Annotated in this window: 10 protein-coding genes; 4 read left to right on the forward strand and 6 right to left on the reverse strand. The window is 68.6% G+C overall.

Translation table 11 applies throughout. The annotated features are described in order from the left end of the window. Positions 1 to 253: 253 nt before the first annotated feature. From AC2S9W_RS02570 to AC2S9W_RS02580, 3 genes are all read left to right on the forward strand, one after another. The gene (locus AC2S9W_RS02570; RefSeq protein ID WP_486571592.1) at positions 254 to 6,085 is read left to right on the forward strand and encodes an alpha-2-macroglobulin family protein; all 5,832 of its coding nucleotides are present in this window, start codon (positions 254 to 256) and stop codon (positions 6,083 to 6,085) included. Positions 6,086 to 6,150: 65 nt separating this feature from the next. Then, positions 6,151 to 8,286 (forward strand): penicillin-binding protein 1C, encoded by a 2,136-nt coding sequence (pbpC, locus tag AC2S9W_RS02575; RefSeq protein WP_475283023.1) that lies wholly within the window; start codon positions 6,151 to 6,153, stop codon positions 8,284 to 8,286. 170 nt (positions 8,287 to 8,456) lie between these two features. Further along, on the forward strand, positions 8,457 to 9,986 hold the full coding sequence (locus AC2S9W_RS02580; protein ID WP_475283024.1) for an amino acid permease: 1,530 nt from the start codon (positions 8,457 to 8,459) through the stop codon (positions 9,984 to 9,986). Between the two features lie 93 nt (positions 9,987 to 10,079). Here AC2S9W_RS02580 and AC2S9W_RS02585 read toward each other — a convergent pair whose 3' ends face one another. The 4 genes from AC2S9W_RS02585 to AC2S9W_RS02600 form a co-directional block, all read right to left on the reverse strand. Continuing rightward, the gene (locus tag AC2S9W_RS02585) at positions 10,080 to 11,264 is read right to left on the reverse strand and encodes a multidrug effflux MFS transporter (RefSeq protein ID WP_234002514.1); all 1,185 of its coding nucleotides are present in this window, start codon (positions 11,262 to 11,264) and stop codon (positions 10,080 to 10,082) included. Positions 11,265 to 11,471: 207 nt separating this feature from the next. Then, positions 11,472 to 11,774, reverse strand: a complete 303-nt coding sequence (locus AC2S9W_RS02590) for a hypothetical protein (protein ID WP_067107285.1) — start codon at positions 11,772 to 11,774, stop codon at positions 11,472 to 11,474. A gap of 25 nt (positions 11,775 to 11,799) precedes the next feature. Continuing rightward, positions 11,800 to 14,682, reverse strand: a complete 2,883-nt coding sequence (locus AC2S9W_RS02595) for a M16 family metallopeptidase (protein WP_475283025.1) — start codon at positions 14,680 to 14,682, stop codon at positions 11,800 to 11,802. A 95-nt stretch (positions 14,683 to 14,777) separates the two neighbouring features. Further along, complete coding sequence (locus AC2S9W_RS02600; protein WP_475283026.1) at positions 14,778 to 16,934, reverse strand: acylase; 2,157 nt, start codon at positions 16,932 to 16,934, stop codon at positions 14,778 to 14,780. A 437-nt stretch (positions 16,935 to 17,371) separates the two neighbouring features. Here AC2S9W_RS02600 and clpB point away from each other — a divergent pair, with 437 nt between their 5' ends. Next, entirely contained in the window at positions 17,372 to 19,951 is a 2,580-nt protein-coding gene (gene clpB / locus AC2S9W_RS02605; RefSeq protein WP_475283027.1) for an ATP-dependent chaperone ClpB, read from the forward strand. A 113-nt stretch (positions 19,952 to 20,064) separates the two neighbouring features. On the opposite strand, the gene AC2S9W_RS02610 is transcribed toward clpB, so the two are convergent. Together AC2S9W_RS02610 and AC2S9W_RS02615 are read right to left on the reverse strand one after the other, a co-directional pair. Then, positions 20,065 to 20,307 (reverse strand): hypothetical protein, encoded by a 243-nt coding sequence (locus AC2S9W_RS02610; RefSeq protein WP_286749495.1) that lies wholly within the window; start codon positions 20,305 to 20,307, stop codon positions 20,065 to 20,067. Between the two features lie 60 nt (positions 20,308 to 20,367). Beyond that, the gene (locus AC2S9W_RS02615) at positions 20,368 to 21,546 is read right to left on the reverse strand and encodes an aspartyl/asparaginyl beta-hydroxylase domain-containing protein (RefSeq protein ID WP_286749494.1); all 1,179 of its coding nucleotides are present in this window, start codon (positions 21,544 to 21,546) and stop codon (positions 20,368 to 20,370) included. Positions 21,547 to 21,564: the final 18 nt, after the last annotated feature.

Raw genomic sequence — 21,564 nt, forward strand, 5'->3', positions numbered from 1 at the left:
AGCAATCCAGAGCGGTTTATGCCTGCTCTGGATTGCCGCGCGGCTTCGCCGCTCGCAATGACGATTCCATTCGATGTCATCTCCATTCGATGTCATCACGCTCCAGGACAGCACCCCCACCGCCTCGCAATGATCGCGATCACAGCGATGACGCCGCGCGTGGCGGATCCTGTGCACCGCGCGGCAGCGGGTGGACTCCTGCCCCTGTTTCCAGCAGGATAGATACGCCAGCCGGCGCAGGAGAGTTGAGGCGATGATGCAGCGATGGCAGGGCCTGGGCACACGCCTGGCCGGAAAGATGCGGCTGGCCCTGCTGGTTCCGCTCGGTCTCGCGCTCGCGGCGGCGGGCGGCGACACGGTGCCGCAGGTCACGCTCGCGACGCCGGGCAGCGCCAGCGGCGGCGACGGCGCGATCAGCCGCTTCACACTGCGTTTCTCCGAAGACATGGTGCCGCTCGGCGATCCGCGCGCGAAGGCGCCCGCCACCCATGACTGCAAGATACCCGGCACCGGACGCTGGGTCGATACGCGGACGTGGGTGCTCGAATTCGACGCGCCGCTGCCCGGCGGCAAGCGTTGCCACGTCGAACTGCGCCCCGACCTCGCCACCGCGCGCGGCGTGTCGGTGGTCGGCAACGGCCGCTTCGCGATCGACACCGGCGGCCCGTCGGCGCGCGCCGTGCTCGCCGGGGGGACCTATGACGGGATCGAGGAGGATCAGCTCTTCCTCGTCGCCACCAACGTCGCCGCCGACCGCGCCTCGGTCGGCCGCTTCGCCTATTGCGCGGTCGACGGGATCGGAGAGAAGATTCCGGTCGACGTGCTGCCGCGCGATACCGCAGAGCGGATTCTGACCGGGCTTGGCGATGGCGACTGGTCGCGCCAGTCCTTCGCCTATGACGCCGGCCTGCCGCTGCGCCTGCCCGCGGCCGGCACCGATCGTGACGCCGCGCTCGATCGCATCGTGCCGGTCAAGTGCCGCCGGCCGCTGCCGCCGGGCCGCGAGATGGCGCTCGTCTGGGATGCCCGCATCCAGCAGGCCGGCGTCCCCGGCCGTACCGCCGGTCGCGACCAGCGCTTCGACTATAATGTGCGCCCGGCCTTCACCGCCAAGATGGCGTGCAGCCGCGTCAATCCGCAGGCGGGCTGCAACCCGATCAAGGACGTCGTGGTCAAGTTCGCCTCGCCGGTGGCGCGCGAGACCGCACTCGCCGCGACGCTCGCCACCGCCGATGGCAAGCGCCTGACCGCGAAAGCCGACGCCGACGATGCCAATGATCGGTGGCTGACCCAGGTCCGCTTCGCCGGGCCGCTGCCGCAGAATGTCGACGCGACGCTGACCCTGCCCGCCGACGTCGTCGACCAGAGCGGCCGCAAGCTTGCCAACGCGTCGAACTTCCCGCTGAAATTCCACATCGACCGCGCCCCGCCGCTGGTCAAGTTCGCCGCGAGCTTCGGCATATTGGAGGCGAAGGAAGGCGGCGTGCTGCCCGTCACGGTGCGCGGGGTCGAATCGTCGCTCGTCCAGGCGAACCTCAGGATACCGGCGACCGCGCTGAAGGTCGGCGACGACGATGCGGCGGTCGCGCGCTGGCTGAAGCGCGTCGACGACGCCGACGACACCGATTATCGTGAGGAGAAGAACGCGCGCGGCGAAGAGGTCACCGTCAATTACACCGGCACGACATCGGTGTTCGACGGCGCGCCGGCGGGCGGCGAGCGCCGCGGCCTGACGCTGTCGCCCCCCGGCGGCGGCAAGGACTTCGAGGTCGTCGGCATCCCCCTGACCGAAAAGGGCTTTCACGTCGTCGAGATCGCGAGCCCCGAACTCGGCGCCGCGCTGCTCGGGCGCAAGGCGACGCGCTATGTCGCGACCGCCGCGCTCGTCACCAACATGGCGGTGCATTTCAAATGGGGCCGCGAAAGCTCGCTCGCCTGGGTGACGGCGCTCGACACCGGCCTGCCCGTCGCGGGTGCGGAGATACGCGTCAGCGACAGCTGCACCGGCCGCCTGCTCGCGCGCGGCACCGCCGACAAGGCGGGCCGCCTCGCCTTCCCGAAAGGCCTGCCGCAGCCCGAAACCTGGTCGAGCTGCGACACGGACGCCGACCCGTCGAACAGCGAAGGCCATGCGCTGATGGTCACCGCGCGCGCGGGCGACGATTTCAGCTTCACCCTCACCGACTGGGGCAGCGGCATCCGCCCCTATGATTTCGACCTGCCCTATGGCTGGTCCGAACGCGGCGACATCCTCCACACCCTGTTCGACCGTGCGCTCGTCAAGGCGGGCGAGACGGTCAACATGAAGCATATCCTGCGCCGCCCCGTGGGCACGGGCTTCGCGGTTCCGCAGCCGATGGCGGGCCGGCTCCGCCTCGTCCATCGCGGCTCCGACACCGAGTTCGAAATGCCCTTCGCCATCGACGCGAGCGGCAGCGGCGACACGATATGGGCCGTCCCGGCCTCGGCGCCGATGGGCGACTATGACCTCGTCTTCGTCACCAAGGACAAGGATGGCGAGGACAAGACGATCTGGAGCGACGCGTCGATCCGCGTCGACGAATATCGCCTGCCGACGATGAAGGCGACGGTCACCGGGCCCAAATCGGCGCTCGTCCGCCCGACCGCGGTCCCGCTCGCGCTGTTCGTCGGCTATCTGTCGGGCGGCCCCGCCGGGAACCTGCCCGTCGAGGTGCGCACCGCCTTCACCCCGCGCTGGTCGCCGCCGGAGGATTATCGCGACTGGGATTTCGACGGCCAGCCGGTCCGCGAAGGGGTGGTCCAGCTCGACGACAGCGGCGAGGAACCCGAAGCCGACATGCCGCTCGCGCGGTCGGTGCCGATCACCCTCGGCGCCGACGGCACCGCGTCGACGAGCGTGATCGTCGACCAGCCGATCGTCCGGCCGACCCAGATGGCGGTCGAGATGGATTATCAGGACGCGAACGGCGAGACGCTGACCAGCAGCCGGCGCATCACCCTCTATCCGTCGGCGGTGCGGCTGGGGGTCAGGACCGACGGCTGGCTGATGCGCGACAACGACCTGCGCCTGAAATTCATCGCGCTCGATCTGGACGGCAAGCCGATCCGCGGCCAGCGCGTCGCGGTGACCCTCTACAATCGCGAGATCATCACCGCGCGGCGGCGGCTGATCGGCGGTTTCTACGCCTATGACAACCAGATGCGCACGACGAAGCTCGATGCCGCGTGCAGCGCGGCGACCGACCGCCTCGGCCGCGCGAGCTGCGCGATGGCGCCCGGCGTCTCGGGCGAGGTCACGGTGGTCGCGACGACGACCGACGCCGACGGCAACGAGGCGCGCGCGGTTCGCTCGGTCTGGCTCGCGGGCGACGACGACTGGTGGTTCGGCGGCGACAATGGCGACCGCATGGACGTGATCGCCGAACAGCCGCGCTACGCCGCGGGCGACACCGCGACCTTCCAGGTCCGCATGCCCTTCCGCGAGGCGACGGCGCTGGTCACCGTCGAGCGCGAGGGCGTGCTGTCGAGCTTCGTCACGCCGCTGAAGGGCACCGACCCGGTGGTGAAGGTCAAGCTGCCCGCGACCTATGCCCCCGACGTCTATGTCTCGGTGATGGCGGTGCGCGGGCGCGTGACCGGCGGCGAAAGCTGGTTCCGCAAGATGAAGCGCGCGGTCGGCTTCCGCATCGAAAACAGCGAGGGCGCGCCGCCCACCGCGCTCGTCGATCTCGCCAAGCCCGCCTATCGCATGGGCATCGCGCGGATCAAGGTCGGCTGGGAAGGCCACCGGCTCGGCGTCAAGGTGAAGGCCGACAAGGAGAAATATGCGGTGCGCGAAACCGCGAAGGTGGCGATCGAGGTCAGGACCCCGAACGGCAAGCCCGCCGCGGGCGCCGACGTCGCCTTCGCCGCGGTCGACGAGGCGCTGCTCCAGCTCGCGCCGAACGACAGCTGGGCGCTGCTCGACGCGATGATGGGCGACCGCACGCTCGACGTGCTGACCTCGACCGCGCAGATGCAGGTGGTCGGCAAACGCCACTATGGCCGCAAAACACTCGCCCCCGGCGGAGGCGGCGGCGGCGACCTCAGCGGCCTGACGCGCGAGGATTTCCGTCCCGTCCTGCTGTGGAAGGGGCATGTCCCGCTCGACGCAAAGGGCCGTGCGACGGTCGAGGTGCCCATGTCCGACAATCTGTCGGGCTTCCGCCTCGTCGCGATCGCCACCGACGGCGCGCAATATTTCGGCACCGGCGAAACGAGCGTGCGCACCGTGCAGGACCTCGCGGTCTTTGCCGGGCTTCCCGAGCTGGTGCGCACCGGCGACACCTATGACGCGCGCTTCACGCTGCGCAACGGCACCGACCGACCGATGGAGGTCGTTGCGACCCCGACGCTGTCGCCCGCGGTGGCGACCGGCCAGTCGCTGACCGTCACCATCCCGGCGGGCGGCGCGGTGCCGATCAGCTGGTCGATGACCGCCCCCGCCGAATCGGGACCGCTTGAATGGACGATCGAGGCGGTGTCGAAGAACGGCCGGCAACGCGACCGGCTGGTTTTCGCGCAGCAGGTCGAACCCGCCGTGCCGGTCGAGACATGGGCCGCCAGCCTGTTGCGCGTCGGGTCGGACACGTCATTGCCGATCGCCATTCCGGCGGGGGCTCTGCCCGGCGGCACCGTCGACATCGCGCTGGCGGGCACGCTCGCGCCGCCGCTTGCCGGGGTGCGCGACTATATGGCGATATACCCCTACGACTGTTTCGAACAATCGACTTCGCGCGCGGTCGCGCTTGGCGACCTCGGCCGCTGGCAGGCGCTCGCGGGCGCGATGCCGACCTATCTCGACGACGACGGCCTGCTGCGCTATTGGCCGAGCAGCCGGCTGGAGGGTTCACCCGAGTTGACCGCCTATGTCCTCGCGATCACCGCGGCGAACGGCTTCGCGATCCCCGAGGCATCGAAGACGAAGATGGTCAAGGCGTTGCAGGCGGTCGTCGAGGGACGGTTGGCCCGCAAGGGATACGGCCCCTACGATATCCGGCCGGTGCGCGTTGCCGCGCTGGCGGCGCTCGCGCGCAATAATGCGGCCAGCCCCGCGCTGGTGGCCGCGATCGACATGGCGCCCGCCGACATGGCGACCGGCACGCTCGCCGACTGGCTCGTCGCGATCGAGCGGACGCCGGGCGTCCGGGGCGCGGCCGCGCTGCGCACCGCCGCCGAGGCCGAACTGCGCAAGCGGCTCGTCTACGAAGGCACGCGTCTCGACCTCGTCGACGACGCGAAGGCGCCATGGTGGATGATGACGAGCGGCGACGAGATGGCGATCAAGACGCTCGAAGCCGTGCTCGGCCGCAAGGGCTGGGAAGACGATGCGGGCCGGCTGATGGTCGGCGTCGCGCAGCGCCAACGCAAGGGTCATTGGGACACCACCCCCGCCAACGCCTGGGGCGCAGTGACGGTGCGCCGCTTCGCCGATCTCCATCCGGCGAGCGCGATCACCGGCACCACCACCGTCGGCCTCGCGGGCGCCGGCGCGTCGCAAGGCTGGCCGCTGCCCGCCGACGCCGCGCCGCTGCGCCTTCCGCTCGCCGCCGCGCCGATGACGCTCGCCCACCAGGGCAGCGGAGCGCCATGGGCGACCGTCCGCGTCCGGGCGGCAGTGCCGCTCAAGGAACCGCTCAACGCCGGCTATCGCATCAAGCGGTCGATGCACATCGTCAAGGCGGCGAACAAGGACCGGCTGACGCGCGGCGACGTCGTCAAGGTGCGGATCGAGATCACCGCGGCGGCGGGCCGGACATGGGTGATCGTCAACGATCCGATCCCGCCCGGCGCTACGATCGTCGGCAACCTCGGCGGCCAGTCCGAAATGCTTGCCGATCAGGCCAGCGGGACGGGCTGGCAGCCGAGCTATGTCGAGCGCGGGCGCGACAGCTGGCGCGGCTATTTCGGCTGGATGCCCGCGGGCACCCACGCGGTCGAATATGTCGTGCGGCTCAACGGATCGGGCCGCTTCACCCTGCCCGCGACGCGGGTCGAGGCGATGTATTCGCCCGCGATCCGCGGCCAGTGGCCGAACGCACCGCTGACGGTGGCGGCGGAGTGATGGAGCCGAAGCGCATCTTTCCATCGCCGTGATGATGGCGCGCATCGCAAGTTCGCAGTCCGACGATGACTGAACACGTCCCCCGCAAACGCCGCTGGCGCAACGCCCTGCTGTGGACCGCACTTGCCATGCTCGTTCTCGTCACGATCGCGCACCTTCTCACCCGACCGCCCGCGATGCCCGATTACGAAACGGTGCGCGCCGGCTGGAAGCCCAGCGAGGCGTGGCTCTACGACCGCGACGGCCGCCTTCTCGACAGCGAACGCGTCGATTTCGAGCGGCGGCGGACGGCGTGGGTGCCGCTGGCAGCAATCGGTCCCGCGCTGCGCGACACGGTGGTCGCGGCGGAGGACAAGCGTTTCTGGTCGCACGGCGGCGTCGACTGGCTCGCGATGGCGAGCGCGGCCCGCGCGCGCTGGAGCGGCGGACGGTCGCGCGGTGCATCGACGCTGCCGATGCAGCTCGCCGCCTTCCTCGCGCCCGAACTCGCACAGCCGGGGCAGCGCGGCTGGCGCGCGAAGCTTCGCCAGATGCGCGCCGGGCAGGCGCTCGCATCGCATTGGACCCGCGAACAGATGCTCGAGGCCTATTTCAACCTCGTGCCGCTGCGCGGCGAGGTCCAAGGGGTCGGCGCCGGCGCGCGCAGCCTGTTCGGCAAGCCACCGGCACAGATGACGCGCACCGACGCCGTGCTGTTCGCGGCGCTGCTTCCCAATCCGGCGGCGGACGCCGGGGCGCTCGGGCGGCGCGCCTGCCGCCTCGCACGCGCCGCCGACTGCGCCCCATTGCGCGCCGCCGCCGCGACTTTGGCGGCGGGCGAGCGCGCCGCGCGCTTCGACCCCGCGCTCGCCCCGCATCTCGCGGTGCGCCTGCTCGACGCGCCGGGCAAGCGCGTGACGACGACGATCGACCGCCGCATCCAGGGCGCGGCGATCGTCGCGATGCGCCGCCAGCTCGCCGGACTCGGTGCTGATCGGGTGCGCGACGGCGCGGTGGTCGTCCTCGACAATGCCACCGGCGACGTGCTCGCCTATGTCGGCGGGGTCGGGCTGAAATCGACCGCCGCCGCGGTCGACGGCGCCAACGCCCGGCGGCAGGCGGGCTCGACGCTCAAGCCGCACCTCTATGCGCAGGTGATCGAAAAGGGCTGGCTCACCGCCGCCTCGATCCTCGACGACAGCCCGGTGCAGCTCGACACCGCCTCGGGCCTCTATGTCCCCAAGAATTACGACCGCAGCTTCAAGGGGCCGGTCAGCGTGCGCCACGCGCTCGCCGCGTCGCTCAACGTTCCCGCGGTGCGCGCGCTCGTCATCGACGACGTCCGGCAGTTCCGCGACCGGCTGTGGGCGCTCGGCTATCATGGGCTGGTCGAGGACGGCGACTATTACGGCTTCAGCCTCGCGCTCGGGTCGGCGGAGGTCAGCCTCGTCGAGCAGGCGAACGCCTTCCGCACCCTCGCCAACCGGGGCCGCTGGTCGCCGGTCCGTTTCGTGAAGGGCGCGGCACAGGGGGAGGAGCGCCGGATCGTCGATCCCGGCGCCGCCTTCATCGTCGCCGACATCATGGCCGATGCCACGGCGCGCGCCGACGCCTTCGGTGCCGACAGCGCGCTGCGCCTGCCCTTCTGGGCCGCGGCAAAGACCGGGACGTCGAAGGGAATGCGCGACAATTGGTGCGTCGGCTTTTCGGATCGCTACACGGTCGCGGTCTGGGTCGGCAATCTGGAGGGGGATTCGATGCGCGCGGTATCGGGCACGTCGGGCGCGGCGCCGGTGTGGCGCGACGTGATGCTCGCGCTCCACGCCGGCCGCCCCGGCAGGCCGCCGGGGATGCCCGAAGGCGTCGAGGCGCGCCGCGTCAGCCTGCCCGGCACGCGCGAGCCGCCGCGCCGCGAATATTTCCTGCGCGGCACCGCGCAGGCCGAGATGGCGGCCGCCCCCGCCGCCGCGCGCCGCCCGCGCATCACCAGCCCGGTCAGCGGCAGCGTCTATGCGCTCGACCCCGACATTCCGGCGGGCCGCCAGCAGCTCGCGGTCGTGGTCAGCGGCGAGGTCACGGGTTTCCGCCTGATCCTCGACAAGCAGGTGCTCGGCGACGCCGACGCGGGACAGCAGATCGTGCCGCGCCCCGGCAGCCATATATTGACCCTCACCGATCCCGGCGGGCGGACGATCGACCGCGTGCGCTTCACGGTGCGATAGGACAGGCCGGCCACCGAACCGCGCCCAGAGCCGCCGAATTCACGGCGGAGCGATGGAAGCGAAGTTAAGCCATTCCCCATGAAATTATGTTGCGCTGACCGGCGGAGCGGTTAGTCTGCGCCGCCAGGAGACGGGCGGCGGCCCTTGCCGCCCGACAAGGGGACACTCGCATGATATTTGGTCGTGTCAAACCGCTGGACGCCATATTGGCGACGGCGGAAAAGAAATCGTTGCACCGTTCGCTCGGCGCCTTCCAACTCACCATGCTGGGGATCGGCGCGGTGATCGGCACCGGCATTTTCGTGCTGACCGCCGAGGCGGCGCAAAAGGCCGGGCCGGGCATGATGATCAGCTTCGTCATCGCCGGCTTCGTCTGCGCCTTCGCCGCGCTCTGCTATGCCGAAATGGCGGCGATGGTGCCGGTTTCGGGTTCGGCCTATACCTATAGCTACGCGGTGATGGGCGAACTGATCGCCTGGATGGTCGGCTGGGCGCTGATCCTCGAATATGCGGTGGCCGCGGGCGCGGTCTCGGTCGGCTGGTCGGGCTATGTCGTCGGGCTGGCGGAGAATGCGCTGGGGATCGACATACCCTCCACATGGGTGCTCGGGCCGTTCGATGGCGGGATGATCAACCTGCCGGCGATGGCCATCGCGGGGCTGGTCACCTGGCTGCTGGTGATCGGCACGCGCGAATCCGCGACCGTTAACGCGATCCTCGTCGTCATCAAGGTGGCGGCGCTGACGCTGTTCATCGCGCTTGCGGTGCCGGTGATGAACATGGAGAATTTCGAACCCTTCGCACCGCTCGGCATCGGAGGGATCGGCGCCGCCGCCGCCTCCATCTTCTTCGCCTATGTCGGGTTCGACGCCGTGTCGACCGCGGCGGAGGAAACCAAGAATCCGCAACGCAACATGCCGATCGGCCTGATCGGCAGCCTCGCGATCTGCACCGTCTTCTACCTGCTCGTCGCCGCGGGCGTCATCGGCACCGTCGGCGCGCAGCCGGTCGGCATCGACGCCGCCACTGGTCATGCGCTGGAACCCGGGAGCCGCGCGCTGGCGTCGGCATGCGGCGCGATCGGCGACCAGGCGGTCGTCTGTTCGAAGGAAGCGCTGGCCTGGACGATGCGTGAAATCGGCTGGCCGCAGGTCGGCAACTTGATCGGCCTCGCCGCCGGGCTCGCCCTGCCGTCGGTCATCCTGATGATGATGTTCGGCCAGACGCGCATATTCTTCGTGATGAGCCGCGACGGGCTGCTGCCGCAGGCCTTCTCGCGGATTCATCCGAAGTTCCACACCCCGCATGTCATCACGATCATCACGGGCATTGCCGTGGCGCTGTTCGCCGCCTTCTTCCCGGTCGGACAGCTCGCCAACATCTCCAACTCGGGCACGCTGTTCGCTTTCGCCGCCGTGTCGATCGCGGTGATGACGATCCGCCGCACCGATCCAACCCGGCACCGGCCGTTCAGGACGCCGATGATCTTCGTCACGGCGCCGATCGCGGTCCTCGGCTGCATCTATCTGTTCTTCAACCTCGATCACAAGAGCATCACGCTGTTCCTGATCTGGGCGGCGGTCGGCCTCGTCGTCTATTTCATGTACAGCCGCTCGCGCAGCTATGTCGGCCGCGGGATCATCGACGTGCACGAAGACGACCCCGACGCACCGCCGCAGCCGGTGCCCCCGATCCCCTGAGCCGGCGATCGGAACTCGAAAGACGAAAGGGGGCCTCGCGCCCCCTTTCTCTTGCGTGTCCTATTCTGTTGTGCGGGGGCGCCGTCCGGCGCATCAGAAGGGGGTTTTGGCCGCCGTCCCCGGCCGGGTGAACAGCTTGCCGCGCTCGGCCCACAGGACCAGCGCTAGGCCGATGACGGCGCAGGCGCAGAAGGCATAGGCGAGCGGCAGCGTCGTCCCGTCGTACAATTGCCCGATCAGCGCCCCCGCCCCCGCGGCGAGCAGCGTCTTCGCAAAGCTCTGATAGGAGGAGGCGACGCCCGCCATATGGCCGAAATCCTCCATCGCGATCGAACCGAAATTGCTGCCGATGAACCCGATCAGGCCGACGTTGATCATCATCAGAACCGTGAACATCCACAGCGTCTCGCCGCCGCTCAGCGCGACGAGGATCTGTGCGATCGACGTCGCCATGAAGGCGAAGACGGCGCTTTGCGACACGCGCCGTGCACCGAAGCGCTCGACGATCGCCGCGTTCGAGAAATTCGCCGCCGCGATGCCGATGGCGACGCAGGCGAAGACCAACGGAAACAGGCTTCGCGCGTCGAAGACGTCGGCGATGATCTGCTCGCTACTATTGAGATAGCCATAGAGCGCGGCCTGCATCATGCCCGAGGCGATCATGTAGCCCGCGGCGCGGCGGTGCCGCGTCACCGTCGCCCAGCCCGCAACCATCGTGCGCCAGTCGAGCGGGCGCACGTCGGCGTGAGCGAGCGTTTCGGGCAGCCGGCGCAGCCAGAGGATCATCACCACCCCCATCACCGCGAGGACGATGAAGATCGCACGCCAGCCGGCGACCGCCTCGACCCCCGCGCCCATCGTCGGGGCGATGATCGGCACGACCATGAAGACGAGGAAGATCAGCGACAGGCGCTTCGCCATCGCATCGCCCGAAAAGAGATCGCGGATCACCGCGACGACGATCACGCCCAGCGCAGCGCTGACCAGCCCATGCCCGAAACGCAGCGCGAGCAGCATCGGAAAGCTCATCGCGAGCCCGCAGCCGATCGACAGGATCACATAGCCGACCAGCGCCGGCACCAGCACCCCCTTGCGCCCGAAGCGGTCGGCGAGCGGGCCATAGACGAGCGAACCGATCCCGATGCCGAGCAGATAGACCGAGATCACATATTGGCGGTGGTTCGCCACCGCGACCTCCAGCCCGCGGCCGATCGCGGGCAGCGCGGGCAGCATCGAATCGATGGCGAGCGCGTTCAGCGCCATAACCATCGCCATCATGATCACCATTTCACGATCGCCGGGGAGGCTCAACCGCGGCGAAGGCTCTGTCATTTTGTGCATTGCAACAATGTATGCACATGCCGCCGCTTTGGATAGCCCCTATCCACGTGCCGGCCGGCGAAAGACTGGACGGCCCCATAAGCAAAGGGCCGCCCCGGTCGCCCGGGACGGCTCTCTGCCGGAAATATGATCCGGATCGGACGGTCAGGCCTGGCGGGTGCCGGTCATCGCCATCGAACCGAAGGGACCGGCCTTGATCGTGCCGGTCAGCGTGTCGCCGTCGATGGTCGCTTCGCATTCGAGCGTCATCGGCATCGGCACCTTCATGTTCATCGTCCAGTTCAGCTTGTTGCCGTCGACCTTGCCGTTCTCGACGTCGAGCGATCCCATCGTGCCGGCGTTCTGGCCGGTGAAGCTGTCGCCCTCGCTCTTCACGGTGAAGACCGACTTCTGGTCGCCCATCGGCGACTTGGTCACGCAATCATAGCTGCCGTCGACTTGAGACATCGAAACCCTCCTACTGAAACTAATGTCAATTAGCTGGAGCCACTGTTTCGACGTTCAAACCCAGTCCGTCAAGCTGTGGTTTCACGATCGAGGCGTCGCCGACGACGACATAGACGAGATCGTCGACGCTCAGCGCCTCGCGCGCCGCGGCGTCGACGGCGGGCATGGACATCGCCTCGTATTTCGCGGCGATCGTCTCGTAATAATCGTCGGGGCGATCGAACTTGACGATCGAGCGCAGCCCGCCGAGCACGTCGCCCGACGTCTCGAAGCTGCCGGGCAATTCGCGGACGCTGCCGTTGACCGTCCGCTCCAGCTCCGCCGCCGTCACCCCCTTGTCGCCGAGGAAGGTCTGGAGGTCGCTGCGGAACTCGCGGATCGAATCGCCGGTGCGGTCGGCCTGCACCGGCGCGACCACGACCCAGGTCAGCCGGTCCTTGTCGGCGGAGACCGCCGAACGCACGCCATAGGACCAGCCCTTGGTCTCGCGCAGGTTCATGTTGAAGCGCGACAGGAAGTCACCGCCGAAGATGTCGTTCGCGGCGCGCAGCACCTCGAGGCTGTCGGAGCCCTTCGCGGCGAGCACCTTGCCCGCCATGATGACCGATTGCGGCGATTTGGGCCGGTCGACCAGCAGGATGCGCGGCTGCGGCGCGGGGATGGCGATGTCGAAATGCTTCTCGCCCTTCGGCGCCGCGGGCGGCTTCCACTGACCGAGCGTCGCGTCGAGCTGCCGCCGCACTTCGGCGAGCGTGGTATCGCCGACGACGAAGATGCGGGCGTTGTCGGGGCGGATCCACGCCGAATGGAAGGCGACGAGCTGGTCGCGCGTCGCCGCCGCGACCGCCTTGGCATTCCCGAGGCCCGAGGGCGGGATACCATAGGGATGGTCGGCGCCATAAAGCGCCGGCCGCAGCACGCGCGAGGCGATCGCGTTCGGGTTGTTGAGCTCGGCTTTCAGGCGATTGAGCTGCTGCGCGCGCACCCGCTCCAGTTCCTGCGCGTCGAAGGCCGGGTGGCGGATATAGTCGGCGAGCAGGCCAAGCGAGGCGCTGAGGTTGGGCTTGAGCGCGAACAGACTGAACACGGTCTCGTCGGCGTTGGCGGTGCCGTCGATCTGCGCGCCGAGCCGCTCCTTCGCCTCGGCGAAGGCGATCGAATCGAGGCTGGTCGTCCCCTCGTCCATCAGGCTGAGCATCAGCGACTGGGTGCCCAGCGCATCGTGCGGGTCGGCGGCATAGCCGGCGTCGAAGCTGACCGCGACCTGCACCGTCGGCACCGCGGTCCGCCGCGCGAAGACGACCTCGATCCCGTTGCGCAGCGTCGTGCGCTCGATTGCCGGGAAGTCGAGCGCGGTGAGCCCGCTCACCGCCGGCAGCTGCGACCGGTCGGCGATCGCCGTCGCGCCCATCGCGCCCGTGTCGGGTCCGACGTCGCCGAGCGCCGCGTTCCAGTAGCGGTCGGGCGCGACAGCCGCCGCGGCCTTGCCCGCCGTCACCGCGCCGCCGCGGTTCTCGCCGCCCTCGGTCCGCTCGCCGGGCGTGTAGGTGAGCGAAAAGGCCGGTCGCGCCATCCATTTGCGCGCCACCGCCGCCGCCTGCTCGGGGGTCGTCTTCGCAAGCCGGTCGAGCTCGGTCCGGTAATGATCCGGATCGTTCGAATAGAGCGCGCCCTCGGCCAGCGTCACCGCCTTGCCGCCGAAGCCACCAACCGATTCGAGCCCGGCGATCGTGCCGCCCAGATAGCTCGCCGCCGCGCGTTGCAGTTCGTCGGCGGTCGGCCCGGTTTCGAGGAATTTGGCGATCTCTGCGTCGAGCCGCTGGCCAACCAGCGCCGGATCGACGCCTTCCTTCACATCGGCCTGGACGATCAGTATGCCGGCATCCTCGAAGGTCTGGGCAAAGGCGGCGACCGCGACCGCGACCGGGTCCTTGCGGACCATCGCATTGTCGAGCCGCGAAGAGGACAGCCCGCCGAGTACGGTCGCCGCCATCTGCAGCGGCACCGCCTCGGGATCGTTGAGGCCGGGGATCGCCCACATGCGATAGAGGCGCGTCGTCGGGATCAGGTCACGGACCTCCCTGGCGAGCGGCGCGGGCAGCGTCGGCACCGACACCGGCGGCGCGGTCACCGCCGGGCCCTGCGCAATGTCGCCGAACCATTCGGTCACCTTTGCCTTCGCGGTCGCGACATCGATGTCGCCCGCGAGCACGAGCACCGCGTTGTTCGGTCCGTAATGGTCGGTGAACCAGCGCTTCACATCGTCGAGCGACGCCGAATCGAGGTCGGCCATCGAGCCGATGGTGCTGTGATGATAGGGATGGCCGGTGGGAAAGAGATTCTCGAAAATCTCGTAGCGCAGCAGGCCGAAGGGATTGTTGTCGCCCTGCCGCTTCTCGTTCTGGACGACGCCGCGCTGGTTGTCGAGCTTGTCCTGCGTCACCGCGCCGAGCAGATGCCCCATGCGGTCGCTTTCGAGGAACAGCGCGCGGTCGAGCGCGCCGGTCGGCACCGTCTCGAAATAATTGGTGCGGTCCATGCTGGTGGTGCCGTTGAAATCGGTCGCGCCGACCTGTTGCAGCGGCTCGAAGAAATCGCCGGGCGCATTCTCCGACCCGTTGAACATCAGATGCTCGAACAGGTGCGCGAAGCCCGTCTTGCCCTTCGGTTCATGCTTCGACCCGACGCGATACCACACCGACACCGCGACCACCGGCGCCTTGCGATCCTCGTGCACGATCACGCGCAGGCCGTTGTCGAGCGTGAAAGCCTGCCACGGAATGTCGACCGCCTTCACCAGTTCGGCGACCGGCGCGGGCTGCGCCGCCTTGCTTTTGGCGAGCGCGGGACCGGCGGCGACCAGCGCGGTCGACAGGGCAAGGGCGGCGAGACGGGAAAGACGCGGCATGGACATCCTCTCGAACGGGGAGAAACCGGCCGGCCTGCGGACCGGCCGTGCCGAACGGCAGTGTATCAATGGTGTAGGACGGCCGTGCGGGGCTTTCAAGGCCGATAGAAACGCGCCCCGCTGGCGCGCAGCGCCGCCGGGTCGAACAGCACCGGCTTCAACCTGTGCGCCACGAACAGCGGCGCCTGGTCGTTATAGTGCGGACTGTCCGGCCGCGTCGTCGCGGCCCCGAAGGGCTGGATTGATTCCGAATGCACCCGCCCGTCGCGGTCCCACGTCACGAACAGGATGAAGCTGTCGCCGTGGCGCACTTTCAGGCGCCCGTCGGGCTCCACGTCCCACAGCGTCGAGGCGCGGATCGTGTCGTTGCCGCCGTCGAGCGGCAGGTCGACACGGTGCGGTCCCTCGCCGTGCCGCAGCCGCAGCACCGTGCCCAGCTTCGGATCGAGCGTCGCGAAATGGTCCTGCAGATGCACGACCGTCTGCTTGAGCACGGTCAGCGGGTCGGGCGGCGGGCGTCGCTGGTAATGGCGCCCGCCCGCGGGGCGCAGCAGCATCAGCGCCAGCGCATCGCCATGCCCCTTGCCGTCGAGGTTCCAGTCCCACTTGCGCAGCAGCTGCTGCGCCTCGGCCAGCGCCGGGTCGCCGCTGACGTCGAGCGCGAGCAGCCGGTCGATCCACGCCTTGGCATAGCCGGTCTTCGCATAGCTGGTGTCGTATTTGATCGCCTTCAGCCGCGCCTCGTCGATCAGCCCCGACGCCTCGAACAGCTCGATCAGCCGAGCCGCGCGGTTGGTCATGTCGTCCTCGATCCCCAGCAAGGGCGAAAAGGCCGCAGCGTCGAGCTCGTCGCCCGGCCCCGCCGCGACCCACGGCGTGTTGTTCGCGTTCATCACATAGCCCGAGCGCGGATTGACCAGCGCCGGCACCCGGTCGAAGGGCAGCGCCTTCGTCCACAAATTCGCCGATGTGTCGCCCGGCAGGACGCCGCGCCAATTATAGCCGGCGGGCCGGTCGGGGAACATCGCATTATAGAAGAAGCCGATATTGCCCCTGGCATCGGCATAGACGAAATTGGTCGCCGGCACGCCCTGCCCCGCCATCGCCGCACGCCACTCGGCGAAATCGCGCGCCTTGTTCAGCCGGTAATATTGCGTGACCATGTTCGCCTGGTCGATCCCGGCATAGCGGATGGCGAAGGCGCCCTTGGCACCGACGATCACCGGCCCGTGCACCGAGCGATGGACGGTGCGCGGCACCGGCAGCACGAAGGGACCATATTTGACGCGCAGCCAGACCCGCTTCGTTTCCAGCGGCACCCACTTCCCGTCGAAGCGGTAATTCTCGCCGCTGTCATCGAGTGCCAGCTGGTAGACGTCGATCAGGTCGGGCCGGTTCACCGTGTTGGTCCAGCCGAGATACTTGTTGTGACCGAGGAAAGGATAGGGCGACCCCGGAAAATTCGCCCCGGCGAAATCCCAGCCCTCGCCCGAATGGACGACCAGTTCGTACCAGGCGACGCCGCCCGTCCACGGCTGGTGCGAGTTGGAGACGAGCCGCGTCGCGCCGTCGGTCGAGCGCGACGGTGCGACCGCCATCGCGTTCGAGCCATTGTCGTCGGGATCGCGCCCGACCGGGGTCAGGTCGCGCGCGACCGGCTGCCCCTTGGGGTCGAGCGCCGGCCCGCCCTCGCGCGCCAGCGGCGTGCCCTCGGCGAGCGAGCCGATCGTCGAATCGAGCCCGAAGAAGAAGGGCGACCGCAGCACGAAGCCTGCGACGACATCTTCGCCGGTGACGGGGAACAGCCCCGACAGGCGGACCTCGCCCGGATGCTTGTCGGCATAATGATTGAGCCCGGCGGCATAGGCGGTGAACAGCGCCCGCACGTCCGCAGGCAGGCGCGGCCAGTCGCGCGCGGTGGTCGCGCGCACGCCGAGCAGTTCGGCGACATAGTCGATCTTCGCCCCATCCTCGCCCAGCATCGCCCCGGCGCGCCCGCGGGTCATCGCAAGCACCTCCTGCAGGGTCGAGAAATCATCCTCGGCATGGGCATAAGCGACGCCATAGGCGACGTCGGCATCGGTCTTGCCGAAGATGTGCGGCACCCCGAATTTGTCGCGCGCGATCTGGACGTCGGTCGGCCGGAAGGCAGGCGCGGCGGGCGCCTGCGCCGTCAGCGGCTCCCACAAGGCCAGCCCCAGCGCGGCGGCCGCCAGCAGCAGGAGCAATCCCAGCAAAGCCCGTCGCAGCATGTCCGCCATCCTTCCTGTCTTCGGCCGCGATGGTGTGGCGGGCGAACGGTGCGAAGGCAAGCGGCTGTGTCGCCTGGGGGCTTCGGAAACGATTCGCGCAGAGGCGCAGAGATCGCAGAGATTATGTTCACGCGGAGCCGCGGAGGCGCGGAGATATGGTTAGGGCCGACAGGCCCCATATTTTCCCGATCTCGGCGCCTGACGACAAGGTGGGCGAGAAGAAGCCGCTTCGCGGCAAGCGCGATTTCTCCGCGTCTCCGCGGCTCCGCGTGAACCCGATTCAAACTCTCTGCGCCTCTGCGCGAATCTTCCCCAACACTGCGCTCCTCCCGGCCGATTTTCGCCGCACCTCCCCCTCTCCACGCGAATCTCGAAACGCGCTCTTGTGTTGCATAACGGCAACACTATCTCTGTCGGCAAGAAAGGGGATCCTTTACATGAACCTCGAAAAATTCACCGATCGCGCCAAGGGTTTCCTCCAGTCGGCGCAGACGATCGCGATCCGCATGAACCACCAGCGGATCGGCCCCGAGCACATCGCCAAGGCGTTGCTCGAGGACAAGGACGGCATGGCCGCCGGCCTGATCCAGCGCGCCGGCGGCGATGCCGCCCGCGCCGTGCAGGGCATCGACGCCCTGCTCGCCAAGGTGCCCGCCGTGTCGGGATCGGGCGCGCAGGCCACGCCGGGGCTCGACAATGACGCGGTGCGCCTGCTCGATCAGGCCGAACAGGTCGCCAGCAAGGCCGGCGACGGCTTCGTCACCGTCGAGCGGCTGCTGCTCGCCATGGTGCTCGCCGCGACGACCCCGGTCGGCAAGGCCTTCGCCGACGCCGGCGTGAAGGCCGACGCGCTGAACACCGTCATCAACGAGCTGCGCCGCGGCCGCACCGCCGACACCGCGGGCGCCGAGGACAGCTTCGAAGCGCTCAAGAAATATGCCCGCGACCTCACCGAAGTCGCGCGCGAGGGCAAGCTCGACCCGGTGATCGGCCGCGACGAGGAAATCCGCCGCACCGTGCAGATTCTCGCGCGCCGCACCAAGAACAACCCCGTCCTCATCGGCGAACCCGGCGTCGGCAAGACCGCGATCGCCGAAGGGCTCGCACTGCGCATCGCCAACGGCGACGTCCCCGACAGCCTCAAGGACCGCCGCCTGCTTGCGCTCGACATGGGCGCGCTGATCGCGGGCGCCAAATATCGCGGCGAGTTCGAGGAGCGCCTCAAGGGCGTGCTCGACGAGGTCAAGTCGGCCGAGGGCGAGATCATCCTGTTCATCGACGAGATGCACACGCTGGTCGGCGCCGGCAAGGGCGAGGGCGCGATGGACGCCTCGAACCTGCTCAAGCCCGCGCTCGCGCGCGGCGAGCTCCACTGCATCGGCGCGACGACGCTCGACGAATATCGCAAATATGTCGAGAAGGACCCCGCGCTCCAGCGGCGGTTCCAGCCGGTGTTCGTCGGCGAGCCGACGGTCGAGGATTCGATCAGCATCCTGCGCGGGCTCAAGGAGAAATATGAGCTGCACCACGGCGTGCGGATCACCGACGGCGCGATCGTCGCCGCGGCGACGCTGTCGAACCGCTATATCACCGACCGCTTCCTGCCCGACAAGGCGATCGACCTGATGGACGAGGCCGCGAGCCGCATCCGCATGGAGGTCGAATCGAAGCCCGAGGAGATCGAGACGCTCGACCGCCGCATCATCCAGATGAAGATCGAGGAAGCCGCGCTCGGCAAGGAAAGCGACGACGCGTCGCGCGACCGGCTTGCGAATCTGCAGGCCGAACTCGCCAACCTCGAACAGCAGTCGGCCGAACTCACCCAGAAGTGGCAGGCCGAAAAGGAGAAGATCCACGCCGAGGCGAAGATCAAGGAACAGCTCGACGCCGCGCGCGTCGCGCTCGACCAGGCGCAGCGCGCGGGCGACCTCGGCAAGGCGGGCGAGCTCAGCTACGGCACCATCCCCGCGCTCGAAAAGCAGCTCGAGGAGGCGCAGGCCGTCGCGGGCAATGCGATGCTGCGCGAGGAGGTCACCGCCGACGACATCGCCGCGGTGGTCAGCCGCTGGACCGGCATCCCGGTCGACCGGATGCTGGAGGGCGAGCGTGAGAAGCTGCTCGGCATGGAGGCGCATCTCGGCCAGCGCGTGATCGGGCAGGACGAGGCGGTGCGCGCGGTCTCGACCGCGGTGCGCCGCGCGCGCGCCGGGCTGCAGGACCCGAACCGGCCGCTCGGCAGCTTCCTGTTCCTCGGCCCGACGGGTGTCGGCAAGACCGAACTGACCAAGGCGCTGGCGCGCTTCCTGTTCGACGACGACAATGCGATGGTCCGCATCGACATGTCCGAATTCATGGAAAAGCACAGCGTCGCGCGGCTGATCGGCGCGCCGCCGGGCTATGTCGGCTACGAGGAAGGCGGGGTGCTCACCGAAGCGGTGCGCCGCCGCCCCTATCAGGTCGTGCTGTTCGACGAGGTCGAGAAAGCGCATGGCGACGTGTTCAATATCCTGCTCCAGGTGCTCGACGACGGGCGGCTGACCGATGGGCAGGGCCGCACGGTCGACTTCACCAACACGCTGATCATCCTGACCTCGAACCTCGGCAGCCAGGCGATCGCCGCGCTTCCCGACGACGCGCCGGTCGAACAGGCCGAACCCGCGGTGATGGAGGTCGTCCGCGCCCATTTCCGGCCCGAGTTCCTGAACCGGCTCGACGAGATCGTGCTGTTCCACCGCCTGGGCCAGCAGCATATGGGCGGCATCGTCGACATCCAGGTCGCGCGCGTGCAGAAACTGCTCGCCGACCGCAAGGTGACGCTCGACCTCACCGACGCGGCGCGCAGCTGGCTCGGCCGCGTCGGCTACGACCCCGTCTATGGCGCCCGCCCGCTGAAGCGCGCGGTGCAGAAATATCTGCAGGACCCGCTCGCCGACCTCATCCTCAAGGGCGAGGTCAGGGACGGTCAGACGGTCAAGGTCGACGAGGGCGACGGGGCGTTGGTGCTGACGCCGGTATAAGGAGGCCAAAGACAAGACCACCGGTCTGGATTCGATCCAGACCGGTGGTTCTGAAATCCGCTTCTACCGTATGTCTCGCCGTGTCGTCAGACTATACTGTTCGGCGCCGACGATTATTGCCCGCTCGGGCGACCGCGGCTGTAATCGATGATGTCGCGGGCGGTCGCATTGCCGGAATCCGCCAGACGGCGCCATTCGCCGCGCGTCTTGCACACCCGTTCCTTGCGGGCGAGCGAGCCGGTCACGTCGACCCGGCGGCAAACCATTTCCGCATCGGGGTCGTCTTTCTTGTCCGCCACGGGCTGCGGGTTGGACGCCTGCAAGAGGGCGCTCAGGATAATGGATGCCACGTACATGTCTGCCCCTTCCGGCCAATCAGCCCGAATTACCAATGGATCGCGCCACTCGCAAGAGGCTCATCGCGCCGCCGGCTCGGTCAGCGTGTCGGCTGTCCGGCAATAATCGGCGATGACGGCCTGCTCTTCGGGGCTCAAATGCGGGTTCCACACGTCGAAGATGAGGATGGCGCGCAGCGAATCGCTTTCGTTCCAGGCTTCATGTTCGATGGTATCGTCGAAAGCGAAGGGCCGGCCTTCGACCCATTCGCGCGTCTCCCCGCCGACGCGGAAGCCGCAACGCGGCGGCACGATCAGCGGCAGATGGATGATTGCCCGGGTATTGGTGACGCCGGTGTGCGGCGGAATGCGCGTATGCGGGCGCAACATCGAGAAAAAGGCGCTGGGCGCCCGGCCCGGAATATGCGCGCTGGGCGTCGCGGCGAGCGCGGCAGCGGTTTCCGGACAGCGGTCGAGGACGGGCTGGTTGGGCTGGCCATACTCCCACAGGAAGCAGGCGCTCCAGTCGGCATTGTGGTCCAGCTGGTCCCACTGGCTGCCCGATGCACCTTTGTCCATGCGGACATAGGGCCGCAGCGCGTCGCCGGGATCGGCGAGCAACGCCTCGAGTTCGGCGCGGATTGCCGGAGCGCGCGCGGCCAGATCGTCGAACCACGGAAAATGGTGGTCGTCGAAATATTCGTCGGCCGGCAGGAACGGATAATGGAGGCCTGCGCACTGGTTCCGATAGACGCGGCGACGCCCGAGGGCATGGTCGAGGAAAGCGGTGGAACGCCGGCGCGCCGTTTCATCGAGCGCCGAAAGGCGCGAACCGAATTCGCGCTCGACGAAGCCGGCGAGCGCGGCCTGTTGCGCCTGGCAATAGGCGCGCGCATGGTCGAGGATCTGCACAAAGGCCGGCGCCGGATCGGCGATCTGCTCGCCGAGCTGGAGCACCGCCGACCAGCGCAGAAGCGCGTCGCGCGTTTCGCCGCGCCGTTCGTGCAGTTCGGCCAGCCGGACGAGCGCGGCAACGTCGCGCTGGTCGGTCTCGAGCGCGCCTTGCAAGGCCCGCCGCTCACCGTCGTCGTCACCGAGCAGGCGGTGCGCATGCGCGAGATTGCGCCACAGGCTTCCGGCTTGCGGATCGACTGAGACGGCGTGCGTGAACAGCCGAACCGCGGTCGCGGAATCGCCGACGTTCAGCGCGACGAGCCCCTGAGCATTGGCTTCGTGGGACGAAAGAGTCGACTTGGACATGACTTTCCCTACGCTGCG

Source organism: Sphingopyxis sp. 550B, from assembly GCF_057401805.1.